The 22,394-nt window shown below is 65.2% G+C and carries 13 protein-coding genes and 4 pseudogenes; 11 read left to right on the forward strand and 6 right to left on the reverse strand.

Annotation, left to right across the window (positions count from 1 at the left end):
- Positions 1–7: 7 nt before the first annotated feature.
- The gene (locus ACWPN7_RS33955) at positions 8–1,075 is read right to left on the reverse strand and encodes a GSCFA domain-containing protein (protein WP_459198179.1); all 1,068 of its coding nucleotides are present in this window, start codon (positions 1,073–1,075) and stop codon (positions 8–10) included.
- Positions 1,076–1,246: 171 nt separating this feature from the next.
- On the opposite strand from ACWPN7_RS33955, the pseudogene ACWPN7_RS33960 reads away from it, so the two are divergent.
- From ACWPN7_RS33960 to ACWPN7_RS33975, 4 pseudogenes are all read left to right on the forward strand, one after another.
- A pseudogene (locus ACWPN7_RS33960) lies at positions 1,247–1,944 on the forward strand (IS5 family transposase); the annotation flags it as partial.
- 130 nt (positions 1,945–2,074) lie between these two features.
- A pseudogene (locus ACWPN7_RS33965) lies at positions 2,075–2,287 on the forward strand (transposase family protein); the annotation flags it as partial.
- A gap of 307 nt (positions 2,288–2,594) precedes the next feature.
- Positions 2,595–3,764: pseudogene (locus ACWPN7_RS33970) on the forward strand (IS3 family transposase).
- Between the two features lie 18 nt (positions 3,765–3,782).
- Positions 3,783–4,286: pseudogene (locus ACWPN7_RS33975) on the forward strand (transposase); the annotation flags it as partial.
- Between the two features lie 69 nt (positions 4,287–4,355).
- On the opposite strand, the gene ACWPN7_RS33980 reads toward ACWPN7_RS33975, so the two are convergent.
- From ACWPN7_RS33980 to ACWPN7_RS33990, 3 genes are all read right to left on the reverse strand, one after another.
- Positions 4,356–8,507, reverse strand: coding sequence for a glycosyltransferase family 4 protein (locus ACWPN7_RS33980; protein WP_459198178.1), 4,152 nt, complete (start codon positions 8,505–8,507; stop codon positions 4,356–4,358).
- A gap of 14 nt (positions 8,508–8,521) precedes the next feature.
- A complete protein-coding gene (locus tag ACWPN7_RS33985) occupies positions 8,522–9,244 on the reverse strand; it encodes a DUF4214 domain-containing protein (RefSeq protein ID WP_459198177.1) in 723 nt (240 codons plus the stop codon).
- 149 nt (positions 9,245–9,393) lie between these two features.
- Positions 9,394–10,857 (reverse strand): mannose-1-phosphate guanylyltransferase/mannose-6-phosphate isomerase, encoded by a 1,464-nt coding sequence (locus ACWPN7_RS33990; protein WP_459198176.1) that lies wholly within the window; start codon positions 10,855–10,857, stop codon positions 9,394–9,396.
- Between the two features lie 618 nt (positions 10,858–11,475).
- Here ACWPN7_RS33990 and fcl point away from each other — a divergent pair.
- The 7 genes from fcl to ACWPN7_RS34025 all read left to right on the forward strand — a co-directional run bounded on the left by fcl (position 11,476) and on the right by ACWPN7_RS34025 (position 20,666).
- The gene (fcl, locus tag ACWPN7_RS33995) at positions 11,476–12,459 is read left to right on the forward strand and encodes a GDP-L-fucose synthase (protein ID WP_459198175.1); all 984 of its coding nucleotides are present in this window, start codon (positions 11,476–11,478) and stop codon (positions 12,457–12,459) included.
- A 714-nt stretch (positions 12,460–13,173) separates the two neighbouring features.
- On the forward strand, positions 13,174–14,718 hold the full coding sequence (locus ACWPN7_RS34000) for a M10 family metallopeptidase C-terminal domain-containing protein (RefSeq protein ID WP_459198174.1): 1,545 nt from the start codon (positions 13,174–13,176) through the stop codon (positions 14,716–14,718).
- Between the two features lie 194 nt (positions 14,719–14,912).
- A complete protein-coding gene (locus ACWPN7_RS34005; RefSeq protein ID WP_459198173.1) occupies positions 14,913–16,355 on the forward strand; it encodes a hypothetical protein in 1,443 nt (480 codons plus the stop codon).
- A gap of 38 nt (positions 16,356–16,393) precedes the next feature.
- Complete coding sequence (locus tag ACWPN7_RS34010) at positions 16,394–16,612, forward strand: hypothetical protein (protein WP_492273754.1); 219 nt, start codon at positions 16,394–16,396, stop codon at positions 16,610–16,612.
- Positions 16,612–17,760 (forward strand): DUF2142 domain-containing protein, encoded by a 1,149-nt coding sequence (locus ACWPN7_RS34015; RefSeq protein ID WP_492273755.1) that lies wholly within the window; start codon positions 16,612–16,614, stop codon positions 17,758–17,760. Before ACWPN7_RS34010 ends, ACWPN7_RS34015 begins: the two co-directional genes overlap by 1 nt.
- 59 nt (positions 17,761–17,819) lie before the next feature.
- Positions 17,820–19,205 (forward strand): DUF2142 domain-containing protein, encoded by a 1,386-nt coding sequence (locus tag ACWPN7_RS34020; protein WP_459198171.1) that lies wholly within the window; start codon positions 17,820–17,822, stop codon positions 19,203–19,205.
- Positions 19,206–19,373: 168 nt separating this feature from the next.
- A complete protein-coding gene (locus ACWPN7_RS34025; RefSeq protein ID WP_459198170.1) occupies positions 19,374–20,666 on the forward strand; it encodes a nucleotide sugar dehydrogenase in 1,293 nt (430 codons plus the stop codon).
- A 22-nt stretch (positions 20,667–20,688) separates the two neighbouring features.
- On the opposite strand, the gene ACWPN7_RS34030 is transcribed toward ACWPN7_RS34025, so the two are convergent.
- Together ACWPN7_RS34030 and ACWPN7_RS34035 are read right to left on the reverse strand one after the other, a co-directional pair.
- A complete protein-coding gene (locus ACWPN7_RS34030; RefSeq protein ID WP_459198169.1) occupies positions 20,689–21,516 on the reverse strand; it encodes an ABC transporter ATP-binding protein in 828 nt (275 codons plus the stop codon).
- Positions 21,517–21,530: 14 nt separating this feature from the next.
- Positions 21,531–22,391, reverse strand: a complete 861-nt coding sequence (locus tag ACWPN7_RS34035) for an ABC transporter permease (RefSeq protein ID WP_200475616.1) — start codon at positions 22,389–22,391, stop codon at positions 21,531–21,533.
- Positions 22,392–22,394 lie beyond the last annotated feature (3 nt).

The raw sequence follows: 22,394 nt of genomic DNA on the forward strand, positions 1-22,394 counted from the left end.
ACCTCCACTACATGTCCTTCACTAAGGATTCTTCGTCACAAATGACAGCCGCTAACGTTTCGAACCGTCGGGCAGATTCGGTGTCCACAGGCGCGCTCTTTACCTCGGAAGGAGCGAGGGCGGTTCCCTCTGCATTGGACAAATAATGCCTGCTAAATATTGACATTACATGAGCAATCCCCTCATCGGTGACACTGCGCAGGTCGTCAGCGTAATAGCGTGATTCCGCTTGCTGTCCAGCAATAATTTCGTAAGAAGGAAAATAGGCCACATTTGGCCGCATGCTACTGACCTCTTCCGCAACAACTCGAAGCGCAGCTTTACTGTAAGTGTTAGAAACTAGGACATGTCGATCCTCAGCGGTTGCGATCAGCGGTACTGGCGAGACGGTGAGGATGATTCGCACCCCAGGGTTAACAATGCGCAACTTATCAATAAATTCAATAAGGTCGACGACCATTTCGCCGGTGCGCATGTTGGTGAACTTGTATTTAGTATCGTCACAATCATAAATGGCGCCCGGCGCAAGCGGATAAGCCATTCCATCCACAGCGCCTGTCCAGCACTCGGTCAAGCCAAGAGTGAAGATGAACACATCACAGGATTCAAACATTTCTCGCACACAAGACAAATGAATTTTCCGATCTTTCTCTAATTCCGCTACAGAAGGCCAACCTGTTTTCCGAATTCGTGGCCGAAAGGGGTCAACCCAACTACAATCATTCACTTTCCAAGTATTTTCATTTGGTATTACAAGTCCATAAGCTCGGGTGAAAAGTTGTAGTAATTGTCGTACAGTGTATATATTTCCATAGCGCGCAGTGAACATTGCAAATCCCTCCGCTTCGGCATCTTGGTTTTGCGGGGTTGTTTCTGTGATCATGTAGTTAAAGCCCTGGCGGCTGAGGAAGCGGGCGATGTGCTGGGCAAAACAGCTTCCGGCGGTAGCGACGGCATCTGTGCTGGCGATGCGGAAGGGAGTGGAAACCACCGGATCGATATCAGCGGCCCGCAAACTCTGAACGCCGCTTTTCCAGTAGCTGTAGCCCGGACGACCGCGGTAAGGATGTGTCATGCGTTACCTCTCTAAGAGTGCCCCAATCAGGAAAATTACATCACAGAGTAGCGCAACGACTCACAAAGGCTAGCCTATACTGCAGTCAGAAACTTTTGTCTCACAAGGTTGTGAGAGCCCGTTTGGGAATGAGGGTTTGCCTGTTTTCCGAGTGGAAGCGGGAGACAGGCGATGTGGACGAAGGCTCATCGAGCGAAGCAGGCGCGGCAGGAACGGCGGTCACAGCGGTATCCGACGGACCTGACGAACACGGAGTGGGTTCTGATCAAACCATGGCTGCCGCGCCCGGCCAAGCGGGGCCGGCGGCGCAGTGTCGATCTGCGGGAGGTTCTGAACGCCATCCGCTACTTGGCGCGCACAGGCTGCGGCTGGCGCATGCTGCCCAAGGACTTGCCGCCCTGGCAGACGGTCTACTGGTGGTTCCGCCGTCTGGTGCGGCGCCTGCTGTTCCGCACGATCCACGACCTCGCTCTCATGCTCGACCGCGAGATCGAAGGCCGGGCCGGCAGCCCGACCGCCGCGATCCTGGACAGCCAGTCGGTCAAGGCACCCAATGCCGCGGAGCGCGGCTACGACGCCGGCAAGAAGATCACCGGACGCAAGCGCCATATCGCGGTGGACACCGACGGCCGGTTGCTGATGGTCCGCCTCACTCCGGCCGATCTGTCGGATTCCGCCGGCGCCCAGTTGATCCTGGATGCCCTGCGTAAACGCTGGCCCTGGCTCAAGCATCTGTTCGGTGACGGCGCCTACGCCGTGGCCGGCTGCTCAGCAAGGCCGCCTTCCTGGACTTCACCGTCGCCGTGATCCGGCGTCTGGCCGAGCAAAAGGGCTTCCACGTGCTGCTGCGCCGCTGGGTGGTGGAACGGATGTAAAGGCCGAATGAAGTTTGGTTCTCCCGCACTTTGCGTGATGCTGGTGGCGCAGGACGCCAAAGGTGAGCACATGAGGTGAACATCGCAACAGCTTCAGTTCACTGTGACCAAGCGCCTCCTCCCCGTGATCCCCGATGGTCTCTGCGTCGAGCATGTTCTGCCGGAGCCGGACCGCATCACCATCTTCGTCCGCCCTCAGCGCCGGTCAGTCCCGTGCCCGCGTTGCCACGCGCCCTCGTCCCGTGTGCACAGCCGCTACGAGCGCCGGTTGGCCGATCTGCCATGGCAAGGCCGACCGGTGATCCTTCGCCTCCAGGCACGCCGGTTTCTATGCCGAGAGGCCGGTTGCCCGAAGCGCACCTTCGCCGAAGGCCTGCCTGGGATCGTGCAACCCTCCGCCCGCCGCTCCGAGCGCCTCGTCGACATTCAACGTCACATTGCGCTCGCCCTGGGCGGGGAAGCCGGCGGGCGGCTCGTCCAGCGCCTCGCCATGCCGATCTCTGCCGACACCCTCCTGCGACTCGCCACCACGGCCCCGCGTGTTGACGCCCCGGCGCCTCGGGTGCTGGGGGTGGACGAGTGTGAGCCTCCTCCGAATCGGTGGACACCTTTGTTAAGCTCCCGCGGGGAGCGGAGAGGTGGACATGACGACGAAGCGGCGCTTCTTCACGGACGAGTTCAAGCGGGAGGCCGTGGCCCTGTTGGAAAGCAGTGGCCGGCCCCTGGAGCACGTCGCCAAGGACTTGGGCATCCAGCCGTCGATGCTGCGCACGTGGCGGCGGCGCGTTTCCGGGCCAGGGGGCCGGCGCAGCTCCCCACCAAGCAAGCGCCGCCCCCCCTGGCCGCCGGCGATCAATCGGCGGAAATTGCGCGCCTGAAGCGCGAACTCGACCGCGTCCGCATGGAACGTGACATATTAAAAAAAACTGTAGCCATTTTCTCGGAGCCTCTGAAATGAGGTTCCGGATCATTGAGGATTGCCGGGACGAATACCCGGTTCGGGTGCTCTGCGATGCGCTCGGCGTGTCGCCGTCCGGCTACTATGCTTGGCGCACGCGACCGGAGAGCCCGCGCAAGGCGGCGAACCGGCAGTTGCTCGATGATATCCGGCGGCTTCACGCCGATCACCGCGAGCGCTACGGAGCCCCGCGAATCCATGCCGCCCTGCGGGCGCAGGGCCGAACCGTCAGCCGGGGGCGTGTCGAACGCCTCATGCACCGTCACGGTCTTCGCGCCCAGCGTCCCCGGGCCTTCCGGGTCCGCACCACCGACAGCAATCACGCTCTGCCGATCGCCCCCAACCTCCTCGATCGCAACTTCGCCCCCGCGACTCCGAACCAGGTCTGGCTCACCGACATCACCTACGTGCCGACCGACGAGGGCTGGCTGTACCTGGCGGTGGTCTTGGATCTGTTCAGTCGCAAGGCGGTTGGGTGGGCGATGCGCGATCATCTGCGCACCGAATTGCCGCTGGCGGCACTCACCATGGCCCTCCAGCGCCAGCGGCCCGCCCCCGGCCTTCTGCACCCTTCCGATCGCGGGTGCCAATACGCCTCGGCGGAATGCCGCAAGGCCTTGAAAAGCCACGGCATCACCCTGTCGATGAGCCGCAAGGGGAACTGCTGGGATAACGCGCCGATGGAAAGCTTTTTGGAAGCCTGAAATCGGAACTCGTCCACCATCGACGGTACGCAACCCGCGAGGACGCCAAGCGGGACCTGTTCGCCTACATCGAAGGCTACTACAATCGCCAACGCCTGCACTCGGCGATTGGCTACATCACCCCTGAGCAGGCCGAGCGACAGGCCGCATAACCCGCTGTCCACTGCTTCAGGGGAAGCTCACACGCTGCCGAACAGGATCGAGCGGACATAGCCGCCCGCCGCCAAGCCTGGTTCGACGCCCAGCCGGACCTGGACCCGGAGCGGTTGGTGTTCGTCGATGAATGCGGCACCTCCACCAAGATGGCGCGGATGTATGGCCGCGCACCACGAGGCGAGCGCTGCCGCGCTGCGGTTCCCCATGGGCACTGGAAGACGACGACCTTCGTCGGCGCCCTTCGGTTGTCGGGCGTCACCGCCCCGATGACACTCGACGGAGCCATGGGCGGCGCGGCCTTTCTCAGCGACCGCCGCGTGCTGCCGACCAACAACGGCAGCGAGCGGGAAGTCCGCCCGTCCGTGATCTTCCGCAAGGTCACCAATGGCTTCCGCTCCAACTGGGGGCCGGGCATCCACGCCGGCTATCGCTCCGTCACTGGAACTGCGCGCCGGCAAGGCCAATCCGCCTGGATCGCCATCCGCGACCTCGTCAACGGCACCTTCGCTGTCGCCTGAACACCGATGCTGCCAGCCCACTGAGCAATTACGGGGGAGGAGGGTGCGGTGACTGTCGGAACTATCCTCCTATGGTTGCTCCTTCGCCAGTGAGTGTATGCATATGCCTGCGACAATATTTTGGAATCGCTGCGCAGCGGCAGACCAAGTGTACTGTTGGACTGCCTTACTATGTCCCGCATTGCCCATAGATGCCGCCTGTGCTGGGTTATTCACCAATATCCTCATGGCCTCACTGAGTTCAGTAACATTGCCGACAAGGAAACCATCTGTACCCTCTTCTATTAGCTCGGTGAAGGACAGGCAACGTTTGTTGGCAATGACCGGCCGGCCGCTCATCCACGCTTCGATAAGAACGATGCCAAAGCTCTCGCTGGCGCTCATCGTCACCAATGCTACACATCCGGCCAATGCGCCAAGCGTCAACTCGCGGCTGAGGCGACCATAGTAGTGAACGCTCGTCCCCTCGACCGGCTGCCGGTCCTCATCGGGCCCGATCAGCACGAGGTCGACGTCGAGCTTCTGGCTGTGCAGCAGCTGCTGATGGGCCTTGATGATGGTGCGATAGCCTTTGGACCCCGTCTTGCGGCCCAGCACGAGGAAATAGGGGCGATCGCTGCCCCGGAACTGCTGGAACTGCTCCAGCTGGTGGCCTCGTGCCAGATACTCGGCCGGCTCGACACCGCCGCCGGCGATGATGGGGGCGGTCACGCCCAGCTTGTCGAAGAAGTGCGCGTTGACCCAGTGCGAGAAGGACAGGACCGCATCGGCCTTCGCGAAAGCATCATAGTATTGGCGCCAGTGATAAAAGGCGTCGTCCACGTGATAGTGGGGCAGCAGCAGCAGCGGCACGTCGGCGTCGCGGACCGCCTGTACGACGTCGACCGAGTTGCTGAACGGAACGCCCTGAAGCAGGACTAGGTCGTACCGGCCGGCCACCTTGCGCACATGTTCCACCAAATCCGGCGAGCGCGGGCCGCGGGTGTGAAGGAATGCTTCCTCATCGGCTTCGGAGCGCGCCTGCGCCACGTTGCGCAGGGCGTCGATCCAGCCGGCGGCATCGTTCTCCCGCCAGAACGCGTCGAAGCTCTGCTCCAGCGGCACCCGTTGCCAGACGCCCTGGCGGCCCTGCACGACCTCAAGCCGCTTCAGCAGGATGCCGATCCGGCGTACGTCGTTGGGGCCGGCCGTGCGGGCGGGCATGGCCAGACTGATGCGGTGGCCCGTCTCCGGCGTCAGGAGCATGTCGAACGAGAAATCGTCCTGCAGCATCAGGCGCGCGGGTGGCTCGTCGTCGATCTGCAGATCGATGTCCACTGGGCCGGGATGCCACCCGGTTAGGCGCAGGTTGGAAGCGCCCGCCGCGATGTAGATCTCGGCGTGTTCGCTCGACCAGCATTGGACGTTCTGTTCGTGGATTTCGAGCCCGTGCCACCCGCCCAACAGGGAGGAGGCTGCTAGCATTCCAATGGATTGCCGCCCCAGACGGCGCTGTTCGGCCATCCAGGACTGCGACAGCCGCTCCGCCGCCGCCTTCTGCATGGAGGCGTCGAAGGCGGTCGCCGGGAACAGGTCAATCCGGTTCAGGAAGGGAGCGAACAACTGCTCCGGCTTCGTTTCGGCAGTCTTGTAATCGGAGACGAAGTGATGAAGGTTGCTGATGTGGCCGACGTTGGGGGCCACCAGATCGATGGATGCGCTGGTCAGCTCCGCGTAACGCTTCAGCAGGCGCACGAGATACTCCTCGGCGCCGCCCAGGCAGGGCTCGGTGTAGCGGTAGGTCACCACCAGCACGCGCGGCCCCCGGTCCTTGGCAAGGGGGGCCGCCGGACCGGGCATGGTGCTCTCGACCGCATTCAGGACCTCCTCGTAGCGCCGGCCGAGCTGCCGCCAGTCCAGGTGATTGCAGGCGAAGCCATACCCCCCGGCGGCGAGCGTGGCGCGCTTGCCGCGGTCGGCAACCAGATCCGCGATGGCCTGGACGAACTGCTCCGCGTCCTGGGCGACGAGGAGATGCTCGCCGTGGCGGACGTCGAAGCCGCGCACCCCGTCCGCGGTGGAGACCGTCGGCAGCGCGTAGCCGAAATAGTCGGAGAGCTTGAGGTTGGAACCGCCGCCGCTAACCACCGGGTTGAGGGCGATGTCCGCCTGGAGCAGGAGGTCGTGCTTCTCCCGGTCGGACACCACGCCGAAGCGGCGCAGGCCGGGCAAGGCGGCGAAAGCGTCCAACGACTCCCCGGCGGAGCCGATGACCCAGAGCTGCATGTTCGGGAAGCGCGGCAGCACCTTCGTGCACAGCATCTTGGCCGCCTCGATGTTAGGCGGATGCCCGCTGCCGACGAAGACCGCGCGGAAGCCGGCGGAGAGGTCGCGTGCGTCGCGTTGCGTGGCGGTCGCCTGGGCCTGCGGAAGAGGCAGCACCTCGCAGCCGTTCAGCACGACCGTGCCGGGGATGCCGGGCCGCCGCGCCTCCAGAACCATCCGGTCGGCGGTGGTGACGGTCATCACGGCGTTCGACCGTTCGTGCATGTAGTCCTCAAGCCGTCGGACGAAGGCGCTAAGGATTTCCCCGTCGTGGTGCGGCTTTAGGATGTCGGCCTTCATGTCGGCTTCGACATTGTGGGATTCGTAGATGACCGCGCGTGGCGCCCCCATGACCTCCAGCAACGGCGCCATGTAGGGGTGCGAGAAGACGATCGACCCGGCGTTGTCGCTGATGCGGCGGAACAGCCGGACCAGCCAGGCATTCTGCAGGCAGAACAGCGACGACGCGATGTCGTTGATCGAGATCCAGTTGCTGCCATTCACGCCGCTCTCGAAGGCCTTCTGCTCGTCCGTCTTGGGAACACGGATCTCGGTGAAGCCAGGGGCCAGCTCCTCCACTTCGACGACCGGCTTTCCGTGCAGGCAGAGCAGGGCGACGTCGCGCTGCTTGCCCACCTCGCGCAACAGGCTGTGGATGCGCTTCGACCCGCCGGATACGGCGTTGCGCACGGAGTAGTCGTTGACCACCAGCACCAGCGGGCGCGGGGCCGCGCCCGCCGCCGGGACAGTGATCGCGCGCTCGATCTCGTTGGCGACCGCTTGGCCGATGCCGACCCAGGAGAAGCGCTCGAAGGCGGCGCGCCGCGCGGCCGAGCCCAAGGTCCGGCGCAGGGCGGCGTCCTGGATGAGCCGCCCCGTCGCCGTCGCGAAGCCCTCGCGCTCGGCGAACAGGGCGTTGACGGTGTCCGACAGCCCCAGGCCACGAGCCCCCGCCGTCGTGGTGACGATTGGCAGCCCCGCCGCCATCGCCTCGACCATCTTCAGGCTGGTCCCGGCGCCGGCGAAGATCGGGTTCACGAAAAATCCGGCGCGCTGGAACAGCGTCTTCTTCTCCTCGCTGCTGACCTCGCCAAGAAGCTGCACGTTGTCCGGCGCCCAGCTGAACGACTGGCAGACACGGCCGGCGAGGACGAAGCGCTGCTGGGGGAACTGCGGGGCCAGCGTCTCCACGATGAAGCGGGCGCTCTCGATGTTGGGAGGGTGCTGCGACCCCATGAAGAGGGCGTAAAGCTCCGCCGTTTCAGTCGCGGGGCGCTCGAAATCGAAGTCGGCCGGCGAGAAGCCGTTCGGGGCCAAGCGCAGCTTCTCCGCCGAGACGCCGTACAGCAGGCGGAATTTCAGCAACTCCTCGCTGGAGGTCGCGAAGACCAGCCGGCTCTGCGCCGCCAGCGAGCGCTCCAGATGGGCCACCAGATCAATGGCTTCCTGTGCGCGCCCACCGTGGACGAGCGAGGTGACCATCTCGCTTTCGAGGTTGTGGCTGTTGTAGAAGCGCGGCTTGCCGTCCAACCCGATGTCGCGGTCGTAGAGCAGCGTGTAGGGGAACTCGTGGACCACGGCGTCCGCATCGGCAGCCAGCTCCGCCACCACCTTGTGGTACTGGGTGTCGCCACGGCCGACCATGGCGCAGACGACGCCGGCCAGCTCGCCGGTGATGCCGGCCCGATGGCAACTGTCGTAGGCGGCGGCGAAGGAGGAGTCCTTTGGCACGCGGTACTCCCGAAGGTTCGGGCTGTGCCGTACGATCTCGAAGCGGCTCTGCTCGTACGTCCAGGAGACGAGGCTGACCTCGAAGCGCTCGCTGAGGCGCTTGTACATGTTGAACAGACGCAGCTCGCCGCCGCTCACCGGGGGAGTGAAAGCCGGGAAGAAGCACAGGACCAGAAGCTTTTTCATGTCCGAATTCCGCCTCAGCCGTTCTTGATGGCGAGCAGCTGGTGCTCAAGGTTGATGATCGTCGACGACATGCCTTCGATCGTGTCGAACAGGGCCTTGAAGACCTCGTCCACCGGCGTGATCCCGAAGATGACGACCGGCTGCCTCCGCGTCTTGTGTTCGTCCGAGGTCAGGAGCGATGCCAGGACCTGGGCGGGGGTGGCGCCGTTGGCCATCGCCTCACGGTAGGAGTCCATGCCCGTCGGATCCGGCGCGCGCTTCAGGATAACGGTGTAGGCGTGCGTCAGGAACTGGTCGACATTGTCGGCGCTGAAGTCGGCCGCCGTGTGGAAGGTGCGCGGGAGCTCCTCCTGGCGCGGTCCGCCCGCGGCCATCTCATGCTCCGTGGCGTCCTGCAGGATGCGCAGGCGCCGGGCCTGGGCCTGTGGCGCGTTGCGCATCGTTTCCAGAAACTGCCGACGGCTCATCGCTCCGCGGCGCAGGGTGGACACATAGTGCCGGAAGCCGTCCAGGTCCGGCACGCAGCCGAAGATCGTCGTGTAGGCGAGGAAGACGGCCTCCGCGTCACCCAGCCGGTAGAACTCCGCGAGCGACAGCATCGCCTCCGGGCCCGCGTCCGCCACCTGAAGGTTGTTGCGGCGGCCGAGCTTGGACACGACGTCGTGGATGACGCTCAGGATGTCCTGGGGCTCGCGCGCGGGCGCTGTTGCCGTTGGCTGGATCACAGGCAGGGACACTGGGGGTGCTCCATCACTTGCTTTGCAGGGGTCAGAGGCCAGAGCGGCTTTCGCGGACGGCGGTCGGGTTATGCCGACGGCGCTTGAACGGTTCCGGCTTCTGCTAAAAATTCAACAGTCATACGGGTTTACAACGTTCTCAAACGTTCTCAATGGACGTGGTCAAGTGCCGTCGGCGTCATGCCGGCGCACGCGCGGGGCGCCACCCGGCCGTACGCGTCTTCGAAGCGCACGATGTCGTCCTCGCCGAGGTAGCCGCCCGACTGGACCTCAATCAGGTGGAGCGGAACCCGGCCGGGGTTTTCGAGCCGGCGCACCGTTCCCAGCGGGATGTAGACGGACTGGTTCTCGTAGACGTAGAGCTGCTCCTCGTCATGCGTCACCAACACCGTTCCTTCGACGACGATCCAGTGCTCGGCCCGGCGATGGTGCATCTGCAGGAATAGCCGCTCGCCCGGATTGACGACGATGCGCTTGACTTGGAAGCGGTTGCCGAGGTCGACGCCGCGGTAGGTGCCCCCGGAGCGGTGGACGGTGGTGTGCAGGGAATGCTCGGTGCGCCCGTCTGCCTTCAGCCGTTCAACCACATGCTTCACGTCCTGCGCGCGGGTGTGGACGGTGAGCAGGATGGCGTCATCGGTGGCGATCACCACGATGTTCTCCAGCCCGGCGACCGGATGATCGTCGGACCAGACATAGACGTTGCGCGCGTCGTGCAGCACAACGTCGCCTTGGACGACGTTGCCGTTGCTATCCTTGTCGCCGATGTCCCACAGCGCCGACCAGGCGCCGACGTCGTTCCATCCCATGCCCACGGGCAGCACGGCGGCCCGCGCGGCCTTCTCCATGACGGCGTAGTCGATAGAGTCCGACGGCGAGGCCGCGAAGGCGTCCGCCGCCAGCCGGCAGAAGGTCAGGTCCCGTTCAGCGCCCGACAGCGCCTGGCGGCAGGCTTCGACCATCGCCGGGTTCGTCCGGTCCAGCTCGGCCAAATAGGCGGCGGAGAACAGGAAGATGCCGCTGTCCCAGAGGTAGGAACCGTCCGTCAGATAGGCTTCGGCGGTGTTGCGATCCGGCTTCTCGATGAACCGCTCGACGGCGGCGCCCGCTTTGATGTAGCCGTAGCCGGTTTCCGTGCGGTCCGGCATGATGCCGAAGGTCACCAGGGCGCCGGTCAGGGCGGCGTCCGATGCCTCCCCGACGGCCTTCAGGAAGCGGTTCGGGGCGGTGATGACGTGGTTGGACGGCATCACCAGAATGAGCGGGCTCCCCCCTGCTTCCAGCAGCTTCAGGGCGGCGATGCAGGCGGCCGGAGCGGTGTTGCGCCCGACCGGCTCAAGAATGATCTCGGCGGGGCGGATGGCTTTGGCGCGCAGCTGTGCGGCGACGAGGAAGCGGTGCTCCTCGTTGCAGATGACCAGCGGCGGGGCAAAGCGGGAACCCGCGACCCTGAGCGCGGTCTCCTGGATCATAGTCAGCTCGCCGGCCAGTGGCAGGAACTGCTTCGGGTGCATCGCCTGGGACAACGGCCACAGTCGGCTTCCCGAACCACCGGACAGGATGACGGGTGTGACCAGTTCCTCGGCCGATCCTTCGGAAATGCGGGTTCCCATAACGTGTCCTCAGCTATCCTGCGTCTGTGTTTCAAGGCTGCGCTTTCCGGCCCCGGCGTGTGGCAAATGCCCTTGGAGACAGAAGTGTGCCCGTGCCGGTCAGGGGGGTGGGGGGCGCTCAGGACAGCGACGACGCGTGGCTCTGGCCTCATGCGGGTCATCGGAACGACCGTCCGACAACGCCCGCAAAGCCAATGGCCACGGTTATGTGGGATCGGGTTCACAACGTCATCTGAAACTACCGCCATAGGCTGTTAGGTGCCCCTGAAGAGGTTGTTACCTATCCTCAGTAATGGTAAAATTTCACTAAATCATTAAAGGTTTGGAACTAGATGCCGTAATAGGCCTTGCTCTAAGCTCTGGCTTGGGCAGGCGACTGTCCCCACAGTGATGGTGTGAGAAACGGGGTCCGAGCGGATCGGCCCCAAGCATCATGGAGGGACAGCCATGGATCACTATGCCGGGATTGACGTCTCGTTGGAACAGAGCGCCGGGGCATGAAGGCCCGACGCCCCGCAGCCCTGCCATCTCGTTGCCGGCCATCACGGACGGCCGCGGCTGGCTTTCGCCGCCGTTCCGATCCATGGTGCTTCGCTGTCCGTTTCCAGGAGTCCAGACATGCCGTCGTCGTCCCCGTCCTCCTTTGTCCCTTTCTCTCTTGAAGGCAAACGTGTCTGGGTCGCCGGCCATCGCGGGATGGCCGGTTCGGCCATCGTGCGCCGCCTGGAGCGGGAGGGTTGCGAGGTTCTGACCGTCGGCCGGGAGGCGTTGGAACTGCGCCGGCAGGCGGAGGTGGAGGAGTGGATGGCCGCGGCCCGGCCCGATGCCGTCTTTCTGGCCGCGGCGACGGTCGGCGGCATCCACGCCAACAGCACGCGCCCCGCCGAATTCCTGTACGACAATCTCGCCATCGAGACGAACATCATCCACGCGGCTTGGCGCACCGGCGTCCGGAAGCTGGTTTTCCTCGGCTCGTCCTGCATCTACCCGCGTCTGGCCGAACAGCCGATGCGTGAGGACGCCCTCCTCACCGGGGCGCTGGAACCGACCAACGAGTGGTACGCGATCGCCAAGATCGCCGGCATCAAGCTGTGCCAAGCCTACCGGCGGCAGTATGGCTGCGACTTCGTCTCCGCCATGCCGACCAACCTGTTCGGCTACGGGGACAATTTCGACCTGCAGCAGGGCCATGTCGCCGCGGCGCTGCTGGCCAAGATTCACCAGGCCAAGGAAAGCGGGGCGGACACGGTGGAACTCTGGGGGACCGGCACCCCCATGCGCGAGTTCCTGTTCGTCGACGACCTCGCCGACGGCCTTGTTTTCCTGGCCAAGCATTACTCCGAAGAACCGCACGTCAATCTCGGCACCGGCCAGGAGATCTCCATCCGCGGACTGGCCGAGCTGTTGGCGGAGGTAATCGGCTACGAGGGCGGATTCCACTTCGACACCAGCAAGCCCGACGGTGCCCCGCGCAAGGTGATGGACGTCAGCCGCATGGAGGCGATGGGTTGGACGGCGTCGACCCCGCTGCACGAAGGCTTCGCACGCACCTATGCGTGGTACCGGAGCAATCTCGGCAAAGGCACATTGCGCGGCCTCTGAAGCAAGCCTCCGTTCGCTTCGGATCCACACCCCTCATTCGGCTGCGGCCTCATACCATCAAGCGTAGAGCTTGACGCATCAGGCTCTACGCTTGTTCTCAAACAGCGGGCGCGGCCGTCCGGCCGCTTGCCTTCGCAGGCGTGAGTCCGCAGGGCTGCCAAAGGGGACGGAGCCAGCCTCCAAAGCCGCTGGCATCACGCCGTCGGCGAGGCGCGGAATCGTCTTCACAATGGCTTTTCGGGCGTCTCATCCACACGAATAATCCTGACGGATTCATCTGTCGCCTTGGGAATACCCAGGCACCCGACAGATCTTGCGCCCGCTTTCTCCCCAAGCCTGTTCAGTCTAAGCCCATCGCAGACAGAAATTCCATAATTGCTGCTTCATACGAAAACTGTGCAATCATTATCTATTAGTCACAAATAGAGATTACTGAACACAACTGAACAATTTGATCGCTCATAGAAAACACCAAATTAAGGAGATCGCTTTCCACTGAAAATTTAGGGGCGTCGTATGAGCACGCCGGGCTCCGTTTTCCCTGTGACCAGGGCGCTGCCAAGCGGAAACATCATTGCCGATTCTTTGATATCACAATACCAATGGGGGAATCTGGCGGGAGAAGGCGTTACCCTCACCTACTCCTTTGGGACGGCGGGTGTATCAACCTATCAGCCCTTTTACGCGACGCCGGACCCGGCAAGCGCCTGGACCTTGTCCGACACGGCCAAGGATGCCATCCGCACCGCCTTCGCGCATTGGAGCGCGGTGGCGAACATTTCCCTGATCGAGGTTCCCGACACCGGGGATTCCTGCGGCGACATCCGCATCGGCGGCAGCGCCGCGCCGTCGATTGCCTACACGATCATGCCCCACGGCACCCTGCCAGAAGGCGGCGACATCTGGTTCGGCATGCAGTTCGCCGATCCCGGCCTGTCCTGGGAGCCTGGTTCCTACGCCTATCTGACCGCCGTTCACGAGATCGGCCACGCGCTCGGCCTGAAACATCCGCACGAGACCGACGGCGTCTTTCCAGCCGCCCCCAGGGAGATCGATGCCCAGCAATACACGGTGATGAGCTACCGCTCCACCCCCAGCCTGCCGGCCGATTTCGGCTATTGGCAAAGCCGTTTCCCGACCACCCCGATGGTGAACGATGTGCTGGCCATCCAGCAATTGTACGGTGCCAACATGACGACCAACGCCGGCAACACCGTCTATTCCTGGAAGCCTGGAGAGAAGATCCTGGAAACCATCTGGGACGCCGGCGGCCACGACACCATCGACTGGTCGAACCAGACGACCCCGGCCCTGATCAGCCTCGTCCCCGGCACCTACAGCAACCTGGGCCCCACCTGGACGGCCGGCTTCACCCTGAAAACGGCAACGCTCGGCATCGCCTACGACACGTGGATCGAGGCGGCGATCGGCGGTTCCGGAAACGACATGCTGATCGGCAACAGCCGGGACAACCAGCTCTACGGTGGCGACGGGGACGACACGCTCAGCGGCGGCGGCGGCAACGATCTGCTGGATGGAGGAAACGGGTTCGACACGGCGCTTTTCAGCGGCGCCTTCCATGACTACACGATCATGAACACCGCGCCGAACGAAGTGACGGTCTCCGGCCGTGACGGTGTCAGCATCCTGCGGAACATCGAGCACCTGTCCTTCGGCAACATCGTAATGGCCCCGAATCCCGATGCCGCTCCGGGCACCTGGGCAAACACCTTCTTTTCGATCGGGAGCGTCTCGTCGAGCCAGACCCTGCTGCAGCAGGCGGCGGCCTATGCCGGACCGGTGGACTTCCTGCAATGGCAATGGATCGGCACGAACGCCAGCGAGGCCGTCGCCGGAACGGACGGCAACGACTTCATCCACGGCCTGGCCGGCAACGACGCCCTGGTCGGCGGCGCCGGCGACGACGTGATCGACGGCGGGACCGGCTCCAATTTTCTGGTCGGCGGCACCGGTCACGACACCTTTTTCCTCGACGGACGCAGCGGACAGCCGGTCTGGTCGACCATCACCGACATCGAGGCCGGGGAGATGGCCGTCCTCTGGGGCTGGCAGAACGGAACCTCCTCCCTGACCTGGGAAGCCATGGCCGGAGCCGAGGGAAGCAAGGGGGCGACCGCGAACGTCGACTTCAACGGCGACGGCATACCGGACGCCTGCCTCACCTTCAGCGGAAAGCCGATCGACGCGCTGACCTCCGCGGTCGGCCAGGGCTATCTGAGCATCTGGGCGCTCGCCTGACAGGGGGATCGGGACGGCCATCCGGCGCGTCCCGATCCCGCGCGGGCAGCCGTGCAGCCGGAAGGCGCTGCACAACCGGGCCAAGAGGCTTGCTCTGGAAAGGCGACTTATCCAATATCGCCGGGCCCGCTCCGGGCATACACCGGCGCCGTCGCCGTTCCTCTCTGCCCCGCCCGGCCAGGAAGTCCCGTCTTATGAGCCTGCTCGCCCGTATCGCCGCCCGCTTGCCGGAGCCTGCCCAGCCGTTCGTCCACCGCCTGGGACACATCCCTCGGCTGATCGTGGCCGAACGCTTCGTGGCTGAAACGGGCGGCCTCGCCAGCATACGGCTCGACCTGCAGGGGGCTCCGCTCGCGGCCGACCGGCCGGTCACGGTCAGCGTCGTGCAGCCGGCCACCGGTGATTCCCGCCAATTGAGCGTGCGCGACTGGACGCTGTTCCGGAACAGCTTTCCGGTTCCCTTCCCGGCCTTCGCCAATGAAGCCGGGGACGTTTTCCATCTGTTCGTGACCCAGGGCGAAACGCCGCCGGCCACCGCCGCTCTGGCCGCCCACGCCCGGCGCATCGGGCTCGACGCCCGTCCGCCCGTCGTGCTTCCGTCGGCCAGCACGTTCGGCATGGCGCGGGCTCTGCCCGGTTCGGACGACGCGCTTCCGGTGGCCTATGGCATCGACGTCTTCTGGTGCGACAAGCACGGGATGTATTTCGAGGGCTGGATCCATTGCCACCAGCACCGGCTGAGCGGCCTGCGCATCCGGGTCGGCGACGACGTCTACGACGTGCCGGAGTTCCGCCGCCGCGAGGACCTGCTGGCCTTCTATCCGGACCATCCGCATGTCGTGAACAGCGGCTTCGTCGGCTATGTGCAGGGCCGACCCGGCCAGCCGGTCCATTTCGAGGTGACCAGCGATGCCGGCAGCCGCTCCATCCCCATCGAGCTTCCCAAGAGCACCCTGCTGAAGGAGCCCTGGACGGAGTACCAGCACGACACCATCAACGACTTCGTCCATACGCTCGGCCGTTTCGTCACGGAGGTGAACGAGCGCAACCTCGTCGTCGCCGAAATCGGGTCCCGCCATGTCGGCGAGGCGAGCGAGAACATGCGCAGCTATTTCACCGGGGCGAAGCGCTACGTCGGCATCGACATCCACGCCGCCCCCGGCGTGGATGTGGTGGGCGACGCCCACGCGCTCGACCGCCTCGTCGGGCAGGGCAGCATCGACGCCGTCTTCTCCCTGTCGGTGATCGAGCATCTCGCCTGCCCCTGGGTGCTGGCGGCGGCCTCCAACCGCGCGCTGAGCATGGGCGGCATCGTCTTCCACAGCGCCCCGCAGACCTACCCGCTGCATGAAACGCCCAACGATTTCTGGCGCTATTCCGACGAAGGGCTGAAAGTGCTGTTCGGGCCGGCGACCGGCTTCGAGGTGATCGCCGCCGGCATGGTGAACGTCATGCACATGTATCCGGAGGAACGGCGCGGCGTCTTCGCCTCCGTTCCGATCAATCCCGGCTACGGCAACGCCTTCATCCTGGCCCGCAAGGTGCGCGATCTGCCGGACGGCGCCGTCGCCTGGCCGATGGATTTCGACGAGAGCCGGGATCGTGCCGCCCAGTACCCCGTGCGCCCCGCCACCTGACGCAGGCCGATGCCGCCAGCGGGAGCGGGAAGATGGCGATGAGAGACGACGCACAGCGGCCGGATTGGCTGCCCTGGATCGCCGGGGCCGTGACGGTGGCGCTCGGTCTCCTCTTCCTCATCCTGATGCCGCCGCTTTACAACCCCGACGAGATGAACCACCTCTACCGGGCTGAACAGATCAGCCGGGGGAGCTGCTGGGCCGCCGGATCGACGCGGATCGAACCGAGGCCGGCGGCACGATCGACGGCAACCTGATGGCGGCGTTCGTTCCCTACATCAGCGCCCAGATCAACCGCAGCCCGCCTCCGCCGTCCATCCGGGAGCTTCCCGAAGCCGCCATCAAATGGGGCGGCCCGGCGATGACCATCGATTTCCGCAACACCGCGATCTACCCCCCCTATTTCTATCTCCCCTCGGTGACCGCCATTCTCGGAGGAAAGGCGCTGGGGGCCAGCATCCACCAGACCTTCTACGCGGCGCGCCTCCTGAACCTCCTCGCCGCCGTGGCGGTCCTGGTGACGGCGCTCGCCCTGTTCCGCACCGGCAGGACCGTGGCGGCCACGCTCCTGCTGTTCCCGACGGCGGTGTCACAATATGCCGCGGTATCGCAGGATGGGCTCCTGATCACGGTCGGGGCGCTCGCCGCCGCACTGGCCTCCCGCCCCCTGTCGGAACGGCGGGCGGCCACCGGCGTGGAAATCGCCTGGATCACCGCGCTGCTGGCGCTGCTTTTCGTCACCCGCCCACCGCTGGTGCCGCTCGCCCTTCTGCCCTGGGCGCTCGCCCGACGCCCGCTCGCCCCATGGAGTATCCTGCCGACGCTCGGGCTGGTCGCCGTCACCGCCGGCTGGTCGCTCTATGCCGGCACGACGATCAAGGTGCCCTGGTGGGCCTCGCCCTTCCACTATTCGATAACGGAGCAGTTGACCGGCATCCTGACGTCCCCGGCCACCTACGGCGCTGTCCTGTGGCGGACGATGTCCGATCTGGGACACGGCTATCTCCTCCAGGCCGTCGCCGTCTTCGGGCTGCTCGACGTCTTCCTGCCCGGCTGGATCTACGGCGTCGCCGCCTTGGGGATCGGGCTCGCCCTGCTGCGGGACAGCCACACCGCCAGCGGCGGCAACGGGCTGTTCCGCGGGACGGGGGTGATCGCCGTGGCCGGCACATGGCTGCTGATCATGACGGTCCAGTATCTGGATTTCTCACCTGTGGGCTTCGCCCACATCCTGGGGGTGCAGGGACGCTACTTCCTGACCCCGGCGCTGTTCCTCGGCCTGCTTCTCCCGCACTGGAGGCTGCCGGCGCCGCTGGCGGCGTTGTCGGTGAGCGCCCCCTTTCTGACGCCGGTGCTGGCCGCCGCCACCCTTCCCACCACGATCGCCCTTCACTACGCCACGTGAGCCCCATGGACGTCCTCCTGCGCACCGATTCCGCATTTCAACGGGTCTCCGAGGCCTCCGTGGCCATTCTGGCGCGGCTGGAGCGCGGGTTGCCCCTGCTGTTCCTCGCCTATGCGCTGCCCATGGTGATCTTCCTCTCCATCACGATGCCGGCCTACCTGAACCCGGACGAGACGAACCACGCCATGCGGGCCGAACAGGTGAGCCATGGAACGCCCCTGAACTGGCGAACGGGACCGTTCGACGCCGGAGGAACGATCGACACCGGCCTTCTGTCGCTGCTGGAGGTCTACTGGCCGATCCTGGCCGAGGCCGACAAGCGTGTCACCCGCAGCATGCAGGACCGGTCCCATGCGGTGACGTGGAGCGGGAATCGCATGTTCGCCAACACGCCCAACACCGCCGTCTATCCTCCCACCCTCTATCTTCCGGTGACCGTGGCCATCTGGATCGGCAAGGCGGCCAAGCTGCCGGTGGAGACGACGCTGATCCTGGGGCGGCTCATCAACGGCGCGGTTGCCGCGTCCCTGACCGCGCTCGCCATCGCCCTGGCGGCACGGGGCCGCTTCGTGATCTTCGCCACGATGCTGCTGCCCATGTCGCTCGCGCAGTTCGCTTCCTGCTCGCAGGATGCGCTGCTGCTGTCCGGCGGGGTGCTGCTCGCCGCCCTGCTGTCCCGCCCGATGTGCGGCCGGCGACCGGCGACCGGGGCGGAGTATCTGGGGGCCGCCGTCCTGGTCGCCCTGCTGTCCATGTCGCGTCCGACCAATCTGGTCTTCATCCTGCCGCTTCTTCTGCCCTCCGTGGCGCCGCGCCTGACGGGCCGCTTCTCGGCCCTCACCGTGGTTGGCGGCGCGGTCGCGGCGACGCTGGCCTGGATCGTGTGGGTGGCCATCTACGTCCAGGTGCCGCAACCCCATTCCGGCATCGTCCCGATGATGGGCGATCAACTCCGCCACCTGATCGCCGATCCGCTGTCCCTCTTCACGGTGCTGTGGAACACGGCCCTGATGTACACCCACGGTTACTACGTCATGATGATCGCCTTTCTGGGGTGGGGGCAGGCGGCCTTCACGGCCCCATCCTGGTTCTACATCCTTGCCGGCGTGGTGCTGCTGCTGGCCTGCGTCACCGAAGTCCTGGGTCCGCCGGGCCTGACGCGGCGGCAGCTCGCCGTCGCTTGGCTGAGCGTGGGCGCCTCGTTCCTTGGCATTCTCGTGATCCAGTATCTCAGCTTCTCGCGCGTCGGCGGAATGTTTGTGGAGGGGGTGCAGGGGCGTTACTTCCTGCCGCTCGCCGCGGCGGCCGGCCTGCTGATGCCGGCCATCGCCGCGCCGGCGGCGCTGCGGCTGGCAACGGCGGTCCCGGTTCTGATCTTCCCCGTCGCCACGCTGCTGACCGTGCCGACGATGGTGATCGGGCGCTTCTATCTTCAAGCCGGCTGAGGCCGGGGTCCCCCCGCGGCATTTCTGTCGCCAAGGCCCAAGCGCGCCATCATTCTCGCGCTATCATCCTTGGACCGAGGGCGCCGTCATGGCGGCGTCACTCAACCGAACCGGCCTCCGGAAAACCCGGCACGGTTCACACCTCTCTGACTGCGGAGCCTTCTCGTCATGACCCATTCCCGCCACATCTCGGTCATCGGGCTCGGCTATGTCGGCCTGCCGGTGGCCGTTGCGTTCGGGCGGGCCGGGGCTCCCGTCGTCGCCTTCGACATCGACGCACAGCGCATCGGGGCGCTGCGGAACGGGCACGACCACACGGGCGAGGTGCCGGGCGCAGAGCTGGCCGAGGCCAGCCTGCACCTGACCGACGACCCGGCGGATCTGGCACGGGCCGACTTTCACATCGTCACCGTGCCGACGCCGATCGACGACGCCCACCGCCCGGACCTGCGCCCGCTGCTGGCCGCCAGCCGCACCGTGGGGCGCCATCTGAAACGCGGCGATGTGGTGGTGTACGAGTCCACCGTCTATCCCGGCGCCACGGAGATGGACTGCGTGCCGGTGCTGGAAGCGGAATCGGGTCTGACCCATGGGCGGGACTTCACCGTCGGTTATTCGCCGGAGCGCATCAACCCCGGTGACCGGGAGCACCGCTTCGAAACCATCACCAAAGTCGTTTCCGGCTCGGACCCGCGGACGCGGGCTCTCGTCGCGGCGGTCTACGGCAGCGTGGTGAAGGTCGGCGTGCACGAGGCTCCCTCCATCGCCGTGGCCGAGGCCGCCAAGGTCATCGAGAACACCCAGCGCGACGTCAACATCGCGCTGATGAACGAGCTGGCGGTGATCTTCCATCGCATGGGCATCGACACCCGCGATGTTCTGGAGGCCGCCGGCACCAAGTGGAACTTCTTGTCGTTCCAGCCGGGGCTGGTCGGCGGGCACTGCATCGGCGTCGACCCTTACTATCTCACCCATCGGGCGGAACAGCTCGGCCACAATCCGGAAGTCATCCTGGCCGGCCGCCGGATCAACGACACCATGGGACAGTATGTGGCGCAGGAAACGGTCAAGCGGCTTCTGCGCAGCCGCGGCGGACAGGCCGGGCCTTTGCGGGTCACCGTGCTGGGCCTGACCTTCAAGGAGGACGTGCCGGACATCCGCAACACCCGCGTGGTCGACATCGTGTCGGAGCTGCGCGGGTTCGGCGTGGAGGTCGCCGTGCACGACCCGTTGGCTCCGGCAGACGAGGCCGCCCGCGAATACGGCCTGACGCTCACCCCGCGCGCGGCGCTGCCGCCGGCCGACGCCGTGGTCCTGGCGGTGCCCCATGCCGCGTACCGGTCGGAGGGCTGGGATCTGGTGACCGGGGTGCTGAAGGATGGCCGCGGCCTGGTCATGGATGTCAAGGGAATGCTCGACCGCACCCGCAAGCCGGATGGCGTTCAGCTCTGGCGCCTCTGATCCGAGGCCGACCGGTGGTGTCTCAGAACCGGCAGACCGACGCGGCCAGAGAGGACCCCTCGGGCAGGCCGGCGGCCGCGTCGGCCTCCTTGGCGGCGTCGTCGCAGATGGCCTGATACTCGTCCATGACGCTGTCCACCGGACCGAACGCGCGCAGGCAGCCATTCTCCAGCCACAGGGCCTTGGTGCACCACATCCGGATCAGGTCGTTGGAATGGGAGGCCAGGAACATGATCGAAGAGCGGTGGATGAAGTTGGCCAGCCGCAGTTGGGCCTTGTGCAGGAACTTCGAATCGCCGGCGACCACCCATTCATCCATCAGCAGGATGTCCGGCGCGATGCAGGTCGAGATGCCGAAGGTCAGCCGCAGAGTCATCCCCGCCGAATAGGTCCGCAACGGCATGTGGAGATAATCGCCCAACTCGGTGAACTCGGCGATGTCGGCGACATGCTTCTTGATCTCCTCGCGGGACAGGCCGATCAGCAGACCGCGCAGGATGATGTTCTCATAGCCGCTCTGGTCCATGTCCATGCCGAGCCCGATGTCGAACATCGGCGTCACCCGGCCGTTGATCTCGACTTGGCCAATGGTCGGTTCGTAGATGCCGGCCAGCACGCGCAGCAGGGTGGTCTTCCCCGCCCCGTTCGTCCCGATCAGCCCCACCCGGTCGCCGTGCTGGATGTCCAGCGACAGGTCCTTCAGAGCCTCCACATAGATGCGGTTGGTGGCGTCGGACGCGATCCGCCCGGCCGTCCCACGGGACAACAGGGCGCGTTTCAGCGACCGCGACCCACCATGGTACAGCGAGAAATGGACCGATACGTCACGGAGCGAGATGGAGGCTGACATCGCGGAAGCGCTCTTCAGATCCAATAGGCGATGCGGTTGCGGAAGCGGTGCAGGAACAGCAGGCTCGCCGCCACCGACAGCGCGGTGAAACCCAGTGTGACCGCGTAGGTCAGGGCCGAAGGCACCTGCCCCAGCAGGGGCTGGCGCAGAAGCTCGATGAAATGGTGCACCGGGTTGACCAGCGCCAGGGCGACGCGGTCGCCCAGCATCTCCGGCTTCCATATGATGGGGGTGAGGAAGAAGATCACCTGGGTCAGGCTGGTGATGATCTGCGGAATGTCGCGGAACCGGGTCGAGACCATGCCCAGCAACATGCCGACGCTGAGGGCGTTGACCAGGATCAGGAGCAGCCCCGGAACGGCGAGCAGGGAGGCCCAGCCCGGCACGATCCCGAAGATCACGGCCACCACCACATAGACCACCGCGTTGTGCCCGAAGATGATCAGGTTGCGCCAGATGTAACGGCAGACATGCAGCGTGAAGGGCAGGCGCATCTGCCGGATGTAGGCTTCCGATCCGACGAATACCATGCCCGATTCATTCAGCAGGCTGCTGAGGAACCCCCAGACCAGAAGCCCCAGGCAGAGATAGGGCATCAGATCGGCGACGTCGGTGCGCAGCAGATGGGCATAGAGGAAGCCCAGCGTCCCGATCATCACCGCCATGCTGAGGGTGAGCCAGAACGGCCCGAGAAGCGAGCGCCGGTAACGCTGCAACACGTCGTTCCACCCCATGCCGCCCCACAGTCGCCACATCGACAGACCTTGCCGGAGGTCGGTGAGGGTCAGCCCCCAGTTGGGGACCGCGGTCAGAACCAGGCGGGGAGACGGGCGGGACGGCGTCCCTGTGGCCGGGCCGGAAGTTTTGGAAGTCACGAA

The organism is Azospirillum sp. UENF 312511 (genome assembly GCF_058780635.1).